This window comes from Streptomyces sp. NPDC098101, assembly GCF_044760185.1.
Classification (GTDB): Bacteria; Actinomycetota; Actinomycetes; order Streptomycetales; family Streptomycetaceae; genus Streptomyces.
Genome location: NZ_JBIWAS010000003.1, coordinates 1095311 through 1108514 on the forward strand (window position 1 = coordinate 1095311; position 13204 = coordinate 1108514).

At 71.4% G+C, this 13204-nt stretch carries 12 protein-coding genes; 8 read left to right on the plus strand and 4 right to left on the minus strand.

Going from position 1 to position 13204, the window contains the following annotated elements:
* The first annotated feature begins 158 nt into the window (after positions 1-158).
* The 6 genes from ACIQVI_RS18065 (at position 159) to ACIQVI_RS18090 (ending at position 4719) form a co-directional block, all read left to right on the plus strand.
* Entirely contained in the window at positions 159-845 is a 687-nt protein-coding gene (locus ACIQVI_RS18065; protein ID WP_403596556.1) for a DUF6230 family protein, read from the plus strand.
* A 118-nt stretch (positions 846-963) separates the two neighbouring features.
* A complete protein-coding gene (locus ACIQVI_RS18070) occupies positions 964-1512 on the plus strand; it encodes a DUF6114 domain-containing protein (protein WP_403596559.1) in 549 nt (182 codons plus the stop codon).
* Complete coding sequence (locus ACIQVI_RS18075; RefSeq protein ID WP_403596562.1) at positions 1502-2797, plus strand: hypothetical protein; 1296 nt, start codon at positions 1502-1504, stop codon at positions 2795-2797. The genes ACIQVI_RS18070 and ACIQVI_RS18075 overlap by 11 nt, the downstream gene beginning before the upstream one ends.
* A 576-nt stretch (positions 2798-3373) precedes the next feature.
* Complete coding sequence (locus ACIQVI_RS18080) at positions 3374-3805, plus strand: hypothetical protein (RefSeq protein WP_403596565.1); 432 nt, start codon at positions 3374-3376, stop codon at positions 3803-3805.
* Complete coding sequence (locus tag ACIQVI_RS18085; protein ID WP_381733059.1) at positions 3805-4215, plus strand: hypothetical protein; 411 nt, start codon at positions 3805-3807, stop codon at positions 4213-4215. The genes ACIQVI_RS18080 and ACIQVI_RS18085 overlap by 1 nt, the downstream gene beginning before the upstream one ends.
* 153 nt (positions 4216-4368) lie before the next feature.
* A complete protein-coding gene (locus ACIQVI_RS18090; protein ID WP_403596569.1) occupies positions 4369-4719 on the plus strand; it encodes a hypothetical protein in 351 nt (116 codons plus the stop codon).
* A 73-nt stretch (positions 4720-4792) separates the two neighbouring features.
* Here the strand turns inward: ACIQVI_RS18090 and pyk are convergent, their stop codons facing one another.
* The 3 genes from pyk to pta form a co-directional block, all read right to left on the minus strand.
* A complete protein-coding gene (gene pyk, locus ACIQVI_RS18095; protein ID WP_351970723.1) occupies positions 4793-6223 on the minus strand; it encodes a pyruvate kinase in 1431 nt (476 codons plus the stop codon).
* A gap of 82 nt (positions 6224-6305) precedes the next feature.
* Entirely contained in the window at positions 6306-7592 is a 1287-nt protein-coding gene (locus tag ACIQVI_RS18100) for an acetate kinase (protein WP_403596572.1), read from the minus strand.
* Entirely contained in the window at positions 7589-9670 is a 2082-nt protein-coding gene (gene pta, locus ACIQVI_RS18105; protein ID WP_351970725.1) for a phosphate acetyltransferase, read from the minus strand. The genes ACIQVI_RS18100 and pta overlap by 4 nt, the downstream gene beginning before the upstream one ends.
* A gap of 409 nt (positions 9671-10079) precedes the next feature.
* Here pta and ACIQVI_RS18110 point away from each other — a divergent pair, with 409 nt between their 5' ends.
* Both ACIQVI_RS18110 and ACIQVI_RS18115 read left to right on the plus strand, forming a co-directional pair.
* Positions 10080-11105, plus strand: coding sequence for an ATP-dependent 6-phosphofructokinase (locus ACIQVI_RS18110; RefSeq protein WP_351970726.1), 1026 nt, complete (start codon positions 10080-10082; stop codon positions 11103-11105).
* A 185-nt stretch (positions 11106-11290) separates the two neighbouring features.
* A complete protein-coding gene (locus tag ACIQVI_RS18115) occupies positions 11291-12433 on the plus strand; it encodes a helix-turn-helix domain-containing protein (RefSeq protein WP_403596575.1) in 1143 nt (380 codons plus the stop codon).
* Here ACIQVI_RS18115 and ACIQVI_RS18120 read toward each other — a convergent pair.
* Positions 12430-13179, minus strand: coding sequence for a tyrosine-protein phosphatase (locus tag ACIQVI_RS18120; RefSeq protein WP_351970728.1), 750 nt, complete (start codon positions 13177-13179; stop codon positions 12430-12432). The two genes, ACIQVI_RS18115 and ACIQVI_RS18120, sit on opposite strands and share 4 nt — an antisense overlap.
* Positions 13180-13204: the final 25 nt, after the last annotated feature.

Below are 13204 nucleotides of genomic sequence, written 5' to 3' on the forward strand. Positions count from 1 at the left end.
GCCCATGGTTGTCGCTCGGGGGTGATCGCCGGTGATGCGGAGGCGTACTGCGCCGCTCGTCGCCTCGGCGCTCTCCTTCCCGAGGACGTAGCTCTTCTCCCATCGCAGAACGGGCCCACGCCCCTTCTGGAGATGTACGTCCGAGAAGGAGGATTCTCATGAAGTCCCAGGTTCGTGGCGGGACCAGATGGAAGCGTTTCGCCGTCGTCATGGTGCCCAGCGTGGCCGCGACGGCAGCGATCGGCGTCGGCCTGGCGCAGGGCGCGCTCGCCGCGTCGTTCGCGATCTCCGGCCAGGAGTTCAAGGTCTCCACCGACAAGCTGGTGGGCACCGAGTTCGTCCAGTACGGCAGTGTCGCCAAGGGCAACAAGCTGGACGGCACGCCGTTCGGCGCCCCGGTCGCGGTCTCCGGCTTCGACACGGCCCACATCACCAACATGTGCCAGTCGGTCGTGACGCCGGTTCCGGGTCTCGGCGACATCACCCTCCGCCTGGAGGCCGGCAACAGCGCCGCCGCCAAGAAGGGTGACACGGACGAGCAGGTCTACGCGAAGGACCTGTACCTCGACGTCTCCTACCTGGAGGCCGACGCCGAGTTCAAGCAGATCGACATCGGCATCGCGGCCGGCTCGCTCAACGCGGGCCCCGACGGCAAGCCGACGGACCGGCAGGGCATCCAGCCCAACACCGAGGCCAACAAGTTCGGCTTCGGCCAGCGCGCCAAGGACGCCACCCTGAGCAACGTCAAGCAGAAGGCGTGGGCCACCACGGCCGCCACCTTCAGGCTTCCCGACCTGAACCTGTCCCTGCACCGGGGCACGGAGAAGGAGTGCTTCAAGGGCTGACCGGTCCCCGGACCGATCCGCCCCGAAGCGGCGGGACCGCCGTGCGCGGTCCCGCCGCCGGGCCCCTCTCTTCTCATCTCCACTTCTCAGCAACACCGCTTCCAGGGAGCTGTTTTCCATGAGCGCCGAGACCCCTGCCTCCCGCGAAGTCCCCAAGGAGAACCGGTTCAAGGTCTGGCGGCAGACCCGGCCCTTCTGGGCGGGACTGTTCACCCTCCTCGGTGGCGTGCCGATCGCCTACCTCCCCTACGGGGACATGCGGCTCGGCAACATCACCCTCGCGATGAAGACGACCGCCGGATCCAGCGCGCTGATCATCGGCACCCTGCTCATCACGCTCGGCCTGATGATGTGGTTCCAGCCCGCCGTACGGGTCTTCGCGGGCGTCGCGACGATCGTCCTCGGACTGGTCTCCATCCCCGTGTCGAACTTCGGCGGTCTCGGCGTCGGATTCCTGCTCTCCCTCATCGGAGGCGGCATGTCCATCGCCTGGGCGCCCGCGCCCCCGGTCGAGGAGGCCGTGGACACGGAGGGCGAAGCCGGGCAGGAGGCCCCCGCGGAGGCCGGGGCCGTACTGACGGCCGGACTCCCGGAGCAGCGCGGACCGGAGCACTACGCGACCGACAAGACGTTCGATGCCAACGGCGGGAGGAACAGTGCGGGGTGACGAGACCCAGCCGGCGCTCGCGAAGGGCGGACCGCGCCACGCGGCCCCACGCAAGACGCTGCTGAACAGGATCCAGGGCCCCGCGGGCAAGGCGATGGCGCTGGCCGCCATGCCGACCGCGGTGTTCGTGGGGATGGGCCTCACGCCCAAGATCGCCCTCGCCGACGACAAGGACGTCCCCTTCGCGCCCGGCCCCTGCGTGACGCGCTCGGACGAGCCGACGCCGGAGGCCACGGAGACGCAGAAGGAGACGCCGAAGCCGACGGCCACCCCCTCGGCGACCGCCACGCCCTCGGCCACTCCCTCCGGGACCCCGTCCGCCACCGCGACGCCGACGCCGACCGCGACCGGACAGACGACCACGCAGCGGAAGCTGACCACCACCACGGCCCCGAAGCCCGCCGCCACCCCGACCCCGACGGCCACACCCACGCCGACGAAGTCGAAGAACCCGCTGGACCCGCTGGGTCTGGGCGACGCGCTGAAGGACGTCTTCGACGGCCTCGCCCCGAAGAAGGCGACCCCCACGCCCACCGCGACGGCCACGCCCACCGCGACGGCGGCGCCGACGACCCCGGCCCCGACCGCCACGGCCGCCGCGCCGAAGCCGACCGCCGACCCGAAGGCCACCACGGCCCCGAAGCCGGCCGTCGACCCGGACGCGGAGAAGAAGAAGGCCGTGATCCGCGAGGCCGCCGAGAAGGCCGGTGCCAAGACCGAGGAACTGCCGGAGAGCGCGAAGGGCCTCGACGCCAAGAAGGACGAGGACATACCCGAGGGCGCCAAGCCCCGCTTCCCGTGCCCCGAGCGCGACGACAAGGCGCTCGCGGCGGCCGAGCTGGAGCCCGGCGTCCCGCTGCTCCCGGACGAGCCGTGGCGCCTGGAGAGCACGAAGCTCACGCTGAGCGGTCTGAAGTACCACGGCATCGTCGAGGTGAAGACCTACGGCGGCAAGGTCAAGAAGGTCCTGAAGTTCACCGCGACCGATGTGACCATCAAGGACCTGCACCAGATGACGGACCACTCCGAAGGGCGCACGGCCCACGTCCGTTCGGCCAGGGGCAAGGACTCCACCATCACCGACGGCACGGTCACGATGTACACGGAGGAGCTGAAGGGCAACATCTTCAGCCTCCCCTTCGTCCGGATCACCTTCAGCCCGGAGTCCCCGCCCCCGGTGGACATCCCGTACGTCTGGTTCAGCGACGTGGAGCTCAAGCAGGCCGGCCAGTTCGGCGGCACCCTCAGGGTCCCGGGCCTGCGCAACACGATCGAGCCGAACTGACCCCCGTAACACCCCGGGAGCCGCACCACGCCACGGGCCGCACTCACTTCGTGGGATGCGGCCCGTAGCTCTTGCCAGGCTTGAAAAGATCTTTACTTAATCAAATTGGTGTTCTATTTTCAATGTCACTGAGGTCGACCACCTCGGCGTGCGGGCGTCGGGGGCGGCCGTCGTGCAGTGCTCCTCCGCGCGTCCCGCGCAGGTAGAACCTGTGAGGACCAACCACGCTTATGTCTCGTAAGACCGCTCACCTGTTCCGGAGAGCGGTGATCTGCGCGATCGCCCTGAGCGCCGCACTGGCCGCCTTGTTCACCGTCACGAGACCATCACTCCCGTAAAGTGACCGTACGGACGCGGCTGCGGCCCAGCAGGTCCAGGCCGCTCCCGGACCCGTCATGTTCCCTCTCTTCGGCCGCAAGTCCGGCCGGCTCTACGACTACGAACCCAAGGGGACCACTGCGGGCTTCAAGCCTTTGGTGGATATGGGCGGCGGTTGGCCCGACTTGAAGGCGTGCTTCACCAAGGGCGATGTAGAGGCCTGCCTGTGGACGTTGTTCCCCGAACCTCCCTCCGCGCGTGCCGGCGCCCAAGGTCGCGAGCTTTGTCGCCTTCTCCTCGTCCGCCAACAGCACCCCGAACCACTGCAACTTCGGTAACGCGAGCGGTCTGAAGAAGGAGTACCTGGACTACCTCAAATACCAGTACCGTCAGGACGTGGCCACCGGCGTCGACTACAACTGGGTGCGCAGGCACGATGGGACCGCCCATGCCGCCAACCACTCGATCATCGGTATCGGCCGGGACATCGACAAGCTCGGCAAGTACCTGGACAGCTGGCGCGGCCGGGGCACCCATTACGACAAGCGGCACGGCGTGAACACCAAGGTTGCCTACGGCAAGTCCAAGGGTGTCGTCATCATCATCGAGCCGCACCGCATCCACGCCTACCACCTTCCCGAGGCGGAATTCATGAACGAGAAGCTCTACCTCCCGCTGCCGGACAACTGATGAGGAGGATCGTCGACCTCGTCGCCCTGCCGGCCGGTGGATACCGCGCGGTGTTCACTCCCGATCAGGGGCTGGCGGCCCACGCGGCCCTCAGCGCTCTCGCCCGGGGCCCCTTCACGGACGCCGCGACGAGGGTCCAGACGGGCCTGGAGAAGAAGGAGCTGCGAGAGCTGGCCGGCCGGATGCCGACGGACCCGGGTGATCCCGGTGCCGAAGGGCTGGAGCTGAGCGAGGGGGAACTGCACGCGATCCACACGGCCCTCACCGCCGTCGCCACCCTCTACCTGGTCAACTCCGCCTACTTCGCTCAGGAGCCGTTCCAGATCGAGGTGGGCTATCTCCGGGAACACATGGACGCCTTCGCGCTGGGCCTGACGAAGGCGGTCTCCGAGGCCACCCGTCCGTCCTAGCCGTCGGTTCCGAAGGACCCGCGGGTCGTACTCCCTCCGAGGGGGTACGACCCGCGGTCGCCGGAAGGCGCTTCCCGGCGCGCGGCCGGTCGATCGCGACCGAGCCGGACGAGCGGGAGGGGTTCGAGGTCATCGAGCTACGGGAGGAGCTTCATGGGTGATCCGCTGCATCTGGTGAGGACGCCGCACTTCGACGCGGTCTTCATCCTGGGCGCCGAGGACGACGAGGCCACCGTGGACAACGTCGACGTGATCGTCACGCTCCAGGACGGGACGCGGTACAGCGCCACCTTCCTCACGCTCGGGGCGATCCGGCGATGGATGGAGGGGGAGCGCGAGGAGTACGAGCGCATTCAGTTCCAGTGCCCCGATCTGGTGATCACCCGGGACGCCGGGGTGCCCGCCATGATGCGCGTCCTGGAAATGGCCCACGAACGTGACGACCTGCGGTTCCTGCTGACCATGCTGGAGCCGTCGGTCCTCGACGACGAGGACGACGACTGACCTCAACGCGCGGTGGGCCGCACCCCTTTCCAGGGGTGCGGCCCACCGTCACGTGCGGTCCGACGCAGGCGCGTCAGTCGCGCTCGCCGCCGCCCAGGTGGTGCACCCGGACCATGTTCGTGGTGCCGGGGACGCCGGGGGGCGAGCCGGCCGTGATGACCATGGTGTCGCCCTCGTTGTAGCGCTGGAGCTTGAGCAGCTCGGCGTCCACGAGGTCGACCATCGCGTCGGTGTTGTCCACGTGCGGGACGACGAAGGACTCGACGCCCCAGCTCAGGGTGAGCTGGTTGCGGGTGTTCTCGTCCGTGGTGAAGGCGAGGATCGGCTGCTGGGTCCGGTAGCGCGAGAGGCGGCGGGCCGTGTCGCCGGACTGGGTGAAGGCGACCAGCGCCTTGCCGCCCAGGAAGTCCGCGATCTCGCAGGCCGCGCGGGCGACCGAACCGCCCTGGGTGCGCGGCTTCTTGCCCGGGACCAGGGGCTGGAGGCCCTTGGAGAGCAGCTCCTCCTCGGCCGCCGTGACGATCTTCGACATCGTCTTGACGGTCTCGATCGGGTACGCGCCGACCGAGGACTCGGCCGACAGCATGACCGCGTCGGCGCCGTCCAGGATCGCGTTGGCGACGTCGCTCGCCTCGGCGCGGGTCGGACGCGAGTTGGTGATCATCGACTCCATCATCTGGGTGGCGACGATGACCGGCTTGGCGTTCCGGCGACAGAGCTCCACCAGGCGCTTCTGCACCATCGGGACCTTCTCCAGCGGGTACTCCACGGCGAGGTCGCCGCGGGCCACCATGACCGCGTCGAAGGCCGCGACGACGGCCTCCATGTTCTCCACGGCCTGCGGCTTCTCCACCTTGGCGATGACGGGGACCCGGCGGCCCTCCTCGTCCATCACCTTGTGGACGTCCTTGACGTCGTCGGCGTCCCGGACGAACGACAGGGCGACCATGTCGCAGCCCATCCGCAGGGCGAAGCGCAGGTCGTCGACGTCCTTCTCGGACAGGGCCGGGACGTTCACGGCCGCGCCGGGCAGGTTGATGCCCTTGTGGTCCGAGACGACACCGCCCTCGATGACGATGGTCCTGACCCGGGGGCCCTCGACCTCGACCACCCGCAGCTCGACGTTGCCGTCGTTGATGAGGACCTGGTCGCCCTTGGAGACGTCGCCCGGCAGACCCTTGTAGGTGGTGCCGCAGATCGACTTGTCGCCCGGGACGTCCTCGGTGGTGATGGTGAACTCGTCACCGCGCACCAGCTCGACCGGTCCCTCGGCGAAGGTCTCCAGACGGATCTTGGGGCCCTGGAGGTCGGCGAGGACGCCGACGGCCCGCCCGGTGTCCGCGGCGACCTGCCGGACGCGGTCGTACCGCTCCTGGTGTTCTGCCTGGGAGCCGTGGCTGAAGTTGAATCGGGCCACGTTCATGCCGGCCTCGATGAGAGCCTTCAGCTGCTCATACGAGTCGACGGCGGGGCCCAGCGTGCAGACGATTTTGGAACGGCGCATGAGGCGGATCCTATCGGTTTGTTTCACTGCGGAATATTCCGACTGGCGGAAAGTACAAATGGGCGGGCGGCCGCTCAAGCGATCACTCGTTCGAGCCCTCCGCACCCCGTACGAGCGCGTCCCCCGCCGGCGCGTCCTCCCCGCGCGCACCCCGTACGAGCGCGTAGCTCTGGCGCGCGATCTCCAGCTCCTCGTCCGTCGGCACCACGGCGACCGCCACCCGCGCGTACTCCGGCGAGATGAACCGCGCCTCGTCCGAACGCACCGCGTTCAGCTCCGCGTCCACCGCGAGCCCCAGCTCCTCCAGGCCCGCGATCGCCGCCTGCCGCACCGGCGCCGCGTTCTCCCCGACCCCCGCCGTGAACGCCACCGCGTCCACCCTGCCGAGCACCGCGTAGTACGCGCCGATGTACTTCTTCAGCCGGTGGACGTAGACGTCGAAGGCGAGCGCCGCCCGCTCGTCGCCCTCGTCGACCCGGCGGCGGATCTCCCGCATGTCGTTGTCGCCGCAGAGCCCCACCAGACCGGACCGCTTGTTCAGCAGGACGTCGATCTCGTCCGCCGACATCCCCGCCACCCGCCGGAGGTGGAAGGTGACCGCCGGGTCGATGTCCCCCGAGCGGGTCCCCATGACCAGGCCCTCCAGCGGCGTCAGGCCCATCGAGGTGTCCACGCACCGGCCGCCCCGCACCGCCGAGGCGGACGCCCCGTTCCCCAGGTGCAGCACGATCACGTTCACCTCCTCCGGCTCCTTGCCGAGCAGCCGCGCCGTCTCCCGCGAGACGTACGCGTGCGAGGTGCCGTGGAAGCCGTACCGCCGGATCCGGTGCGCGTCGGCGGTCTCCACGTCGATCGCGTACCGCGCCGCCGACTCCGGCATCGTGGTGTGGAAGGCGGTGTCGAAGACCGCCACCTGCGGCAGGTCGGGCCGCAGCGCCATCGCCGTACGGATGCCCACGAGGTTCGCCGGATTGTGCAGCGGCGCCACCGGGACGAGCCGCTCGATCTCCGCGAGCACCTCGCCGTCGATGACGGTCGGCTCGGTGAACCGCAGCCCGCCGTGCACCACCCGGTGCCCGATCGCCGCCAGTTCGGGGGAGTCCAGGCCCAGGCCGTCCGCCGCCAGCTCCTCGGCGACCGCCTTCAGGGCGGCCGAGTGGTCGGAGATCGGCCCGTTCCGCTCGCGCCTCCCGCCGTCCCCCTCCTGGAGCGGGGTGTGCGCGAGCCGCGAGGTCTCCTCGCCGATCCGCTCCACCAGCCCCTGCGCCAGACGGCTGCCGTCGCGCATGTCGAGCAGCTGGTACTTCAGCGACGACGAACCGGAGTTGAGGACGAGGACGCGGGTGGGGGTGCCGGTGGGCGCGGTCATGCGGGGAGCTCCTGACCCTGGGACTGGATCGCCGTGATGGCGACCGTGTTGACGATGTCGCTGACGAGCGCGCCGCGCGAGAGGTCGTTCACGGGCTTGCGCAGGCCCTGCAGGACCGGGCCGACGGCCACGGCGCCGGCCGAACGCTGCACGGCCTTGTACGTGTTGTTGCCGGTGTTCAGATCGGGGAAGATCAGCACCGACGCCTGCCCCGCCACCTCCGAACCCGGCAGCTTCGTCGCCGCCACCGAGGGCTCCACGGCCGCGTCGTACTGGATGGGCCCCTCGATCCGCAGCTCCGGGTGCGCCTCCCGGACGAGCTTGGTCGCCTCCCGCACCTTGTCGACGTCGGCGCCGGAGCCCGAGGTGCCCGTGGAGTACGAGAGCATCGCGATCCGCGGCTCCACGCCGAACCGGGCCGCGGTGGCCGCCGACTGGACGGCGATGTCCGCGAGCTGCTCGGCGTTCGGGTCCGGGTTGACCGCGCAGTCGCCGTACACGAGCACCTTGTCCGCCAGGCACATGAAGAAGACCGAGGAGACGATCGAGGCGTCCGGCTTCGTCTTGATGATCTCGAAGGCCGGGCGGATCGTCGCGGCCGTGGAGTGCACCGAGCCGGACACCATCCCGTCGGCCAGCCCCTCCTGGACCATCAGGGTGCCGAAGTAGTTCACGTCCGACACCACGTCGTACGCCAGCTCCACGGTGACGCCCTTGTGGGCGCGCAGCGCCGCGTACTTCTCCGCGAACGCGTCCCGCAGCTCCGAGGTGTGCGGGTCGATCAGCTGCGTCTCGCGCAGGTCCACGCTCAGGTCGGCCGCCTTCTTGCGGATGGTCTCCACGTCGCCGAGCAGCGTCAGGTCGCACACGTCCCGGCGCAGCAGCACGTCGGCCGCGCGCAGCACCCGCTCCTCGGTGCCCTCCGGGAGCACCACCCGGCGCCGGTCGGCCCGCGCCTGTTCGAGCAGCTCGTGCTCGAACATCATCGGGGTGACCCGGCCGCTGCGGGCCACCGAGATCCGCTTGAGCAGGTCGGCGGTGTCCACGTGCCGCTCGAACAGGCCGAGCGCGGTCTCCGCCTTGCGCGGGGTCGCCGCGTTCAGCTTGCCCTCCAGGGCGAAGAGTTCGGCGGCGGTCGGGAAGCTGTTCCCGGCGACCGAGACCACCGGGGTGCCGGGCGCGAGCCGGGCCGCCAGGGTCAGGATCTCCTCGCTGGGCCGCTCGTTCAGGGTGAGCACCACCCCGGCGATCGGCGGGGTGCCGGCCGAGTGCGCGGCGAGCGCGCCGACGACCAGGTCGGCCCGGTCCCCGGGGGTGACGACCAGACAGCCGGGCGTCAGGGCGTGCAGGAAGTTCGGCAGCATCGCGCCGCCGAAGACGAAGTCCAGGGCGTCCCGGGCGAGCCCGGCGTCGTCCCCGAGGACGACGGTGGCGCCGAGCGCGTGGGTGATCTGGGCGACCGTCGGCGCGGAGAGGGCCGGCTCGTCCGGCAGGACGTAGCAGGGCACCGGCAGCCGGGCCGCGAGCCGCTCCGCGATGGCCTCCCGGTCCTCGGCCGCCACCCGGTTGACCACCATCGCGAGCACGTCGCAGCCGAGCCCGTCGTACGCCCGGAAGGCGTTGCGCGCCTCGGCCCGCACGGACTCCGCCGACTGGCCCTTGCCGCCGACCACCGGGATGACGGAGGCGCCGAACTCGTTGGCGAGCCGCGCGTTGATCGCCAGCTCGTCGGGGAGCTGGGTGGCGGCGAAGTCGGTGCCGAGGACGAGGACGACCTCGTACTCCCGGGCGACGGCGTGGAAGCGGTCGACCAGCCGGGAGACCAGCTCGTCGGTGCCCCGCTCGGCCTGGAGGGTGGAGGCCTCGTGGTAGTCCATGCCGTAGACCGTCGACGCGTCCTGCGAGAGCCGGTAGCGGGCGCGCAGCAGGTCGAAGAGCCGGTCCGGCCCGTCGTGCACCAGCGGCCGGAAGACCCCCACCCGGTCCACCTGGCGGGTGAGGAGCTCCATGACTCCCAGCTCGACGACCTGGCGGCCGTCACCGCGGTCGATCCCGGTCACGTACACGCTGCGCGTCACGCCGTGGTCTCCTGTCCAGTCCTGCGGAAGGGCCCGGGCGGTGCCCCAGCTCCGCCTTCCCGGCCCGTACGTCCTCACCCGTGTGTGCGACCGGGTGCGTCAATCAAAAGGGCTTGGAAAGCCCCGTTAGGGCGGCATTACCCCCTTGACAATACCCCCGGCGGTGGTTAGGTCGCCCGCCGGACGAAGGGCCCGGAACCCCGGGCCGAAAGGCCCCGGAAAGACCACGGCAGGACCGCCGGAGACCTGCCGCAGACCTGGCGGTCGGGCCGCCGGGAGGGCCGCGGCGGGGCCGCCGACGGGCCCCCGGCAGGGACGCGCGGAACGGCGACGAGCGCGCCCCTCGGGCCCGCCGTGTGAGAATTGCCGTGGCTCACACGGACCGCGACCGAGCAGGAGACACAGCACGATGCGCATCGGAGTTCTCACCGCAGGCGGCGACTGCCCCGGCCTGAACGCAGTGATCCGGTCGGTCGTGCACCGGGCGATGACCGGCCACGGAGACGAGGTCATCGGCTTCGAGGACGGCTTCAAGGGCCTCCTCGACGGCCACTTCCGGCCCCTCGACCTCAACGCGGTCAGCGGCATCCTGGCCCGCGGCGGCACCATCCTCGGCTCGGCCCGCCTGGAGCGGAACCGGCTGCGCGAGGCCGCCGAGTCCGCCGCCGACCTGGCCCACCAGTACGGCATCGACGTCCTCATCCCGATCGGCGGCGAGGGCACCCTGACCGCCGCCCGGATGCTCTCCGACGCGGGGATGCCCGTCGTCGGCGTCCCGAAGACCATCGACAACGACATCTCCTCCACGGACCGCACCTTCGGCTTCGACACCGCCGTCGGCGTCGCCACCGAGGCCATGGACCGGCTCAAGACCACCGCCGAGTCCCACCAGCGCGTGATGGTCGTCGAGGTGATGGGCCGCCACGCCGGCTGGATCGCCCTGGAGTCCGGCATGGCCGGCGGCGCGCACGGCATCTGCCTCCCCGAGCGCCCCTTCGAGGTCGACGACCTCGTCAAGATGGTCGAGGAACGCTTCTCGCGCGGCAAGAAGTTCGCCGTCATCTGCGTCGCCGAGGGCGCGCACCCCGCCGAGGGCTCGATGGAGTACGCCAAGGGCGAGATCGACCAGTTCGGCCACGAGCGCTTCCAGGGCATCGGCACCCAGCTCGCCGTCGAGCTGGAGCGGCGCCTCGGCAAGGAGGCCCGCCCGGTCATCCTCGGCCACGTCCAGCGCGGCGGCACCCCGACCGCGTACGACCGGGTGCTCGCCACCCGCTTCGGCTGGCACGCGGTGGAGGCGGCGCACCGCGGCGACTTCGGCCGGATGACGGCGCTGCGCGGCACGAACATCGAGATGGTGCCGCTCGCGGAGGCCGTGACCCAGCTCAAGAGGGTCCCGGCGGACCGGATGCGCGAGGCGGAGTCGGTCTTCTGAGCCTCCGGGCCTCCACGGCCCCGACCGTCCCCCCGTGGACGGTCGGGGCCGTTTCCGCGCACCGGCATCCCCCCGGAAATGCCGGAATCCACTCTTGAGCCGGAGCCCGGGATCAACAAGGCTTGGGGCCTGTCCCGGACATGTCCCAGCCCTGTCCGCCGGTCCGGGAGAAGGGGGAGGCGAGGATGACGCCGGGGGAGCACGCCCCTGACCCGAGGGGCGTACGGAGCCCCGCCGAGTTCCTCGCGCGCCTCCAGGCGCTCAAGGACTGGTCCGGCCTGACGTACCGCGAGCTCTCGGCACGGGCGGAGGCGCGCGGGGACGTCCTGCCCCGCTCCACCGTGGCGAACATGCTGTCCCGCACGACCCTGCCCCGCGAGGAACTCCTGACGGCCTTCGTCCGCGCGTGCGGCACGGGCCCGGCCGGGCTGGAACGCTGGCGGACGGCCCGGAGGGAACTCACGGAGCGCCGGGGGTACGGGGCGGAGGACCCGGATCTTCCGGCCCGGGACCCGGACCTCTCGGCCCCGGACCCGGAGGGGACGCCCCCGGAGGCCCTGGCCCCTGCCCCGGCCCCGGAGGAGACCGGCCCGGCGCGCGAGAAGCCGCCCGCCCCCAAGGAGCCGCCCGCCCCCGGGGGACCGCACGGACCCGAGGAACCGCCCGCCCCCGAGGCCGCCCCCGGCGCCCCGCCCGTCTGGCCCGGTGCCCCCGCCGGCGAGCCCCCGGCCCCCGGCGCCGGGAGCCGGTTCCGAATACGCCGCCTCCTCGTCCCGGCGGTCGCGGTCGCCGCCCTGGTGTTCGCCGGGGTCAGCGTCGTCGCCTTCCTGCGGGACGGGCACACCGGACATCCGCCCCGCACCCCCACCGCGCCCGCCGCCGGCGACGTCCGCATCCGGGTGGTCGGCACCGACCTCTGCCTCGGCGAGCGGCGCGGCACCCGGACCGGCCAGATCTACCAGGCGCCGTGCGCCGCCGCGGGCGTCCCGCTGTACGCGCTCGCGGAGGCGGGCGGCGGCCGGTGGCGGATCGCCTCCGACCACCCCGACTACGGCGCCGGCTGCTCGGGCGTGCCCTCCGGCGGGCGGGTGCCCGGCGTGCCGTACGAGGACTCCGAGTGCGGCGACCCCACCCGGGTCGAGGAGTTCTCCCTGGAGCCGTACGGTACCCCCGTCAGGGGGTACCGGATCGTCCCGGCCGGCTCCGCGCCCCCCGGCGGCTGCGTCACCGTCGTCGGCGACCGCGCCGCCGCCTGGTCCCGCCTCGCCCTGGCCCCCTGCGCACCGGACGCCGAGGGCCAGCTCTTCGACTTCGACCGCCGGGACTAGACGGCGGCCGGCGGCTCCACCAGACGGGTCCTCAGGGCCGTCACCACGGCCGGGTCCAGACCGACGTGGCCGGTGGCGTACGCCTCCACCGATCCGTACCGCGTCCGCAGGTCCGCGAGGAACAGGCGGATGATCTCGGCGGGCGCGCGGCCGTAGCCCGGCCAGCGGAGTTCGCGGCCCGGGTGGGACGCGTGCCAGTCGGCGACCAGGCGTTCCGTGGCCAGCTCGGTGAGGGCGAAGTCCGCGAGGATCTCCTCGTCGGGGACCTCCAGGAGCGCGAGGAGCACCGCCGCGAGCAGTCCCGTACGGTCCTTCCCCGAGGCGCAGTGGAAGACGAGCGGCCCGTCGGCGGCGGCGATGACCTCCAGGGCCGTACGGAGTTCCACGGCCCCGTCCTCGGCGACCTCGGCGAACCGGTCGGCGAGGTACCGCCACGGGTCGAGGGCGGGGTCGATCTCCGCCTGGTCGTAGGGGCGGTGCTCGACGGAGAGGTTGTGCCAGGCGACGCCGTCGGTCTCCGGCAGGCGGCCCTTGGCCGCGATCTCCCACGGGTAGCGCAGGTCGATCACCGTGGTCACGCCCAGCTCCCGGAAGCGTTCCAGGTCGGCGGGGCCGGCGTCCGCGAGCTTGCCGAGGGAGTCGGAGCGGTAGAGGGTCTCCCACCGCACGGTTCCGCCGCCGGAGGTCCGACAGCCGCCCAGGTCACGGAAGTTGTGGAGTCGCTCGAAAGGTATGTGTCGTCTCACGGAGCCAATCTACGGCGTCAATCTA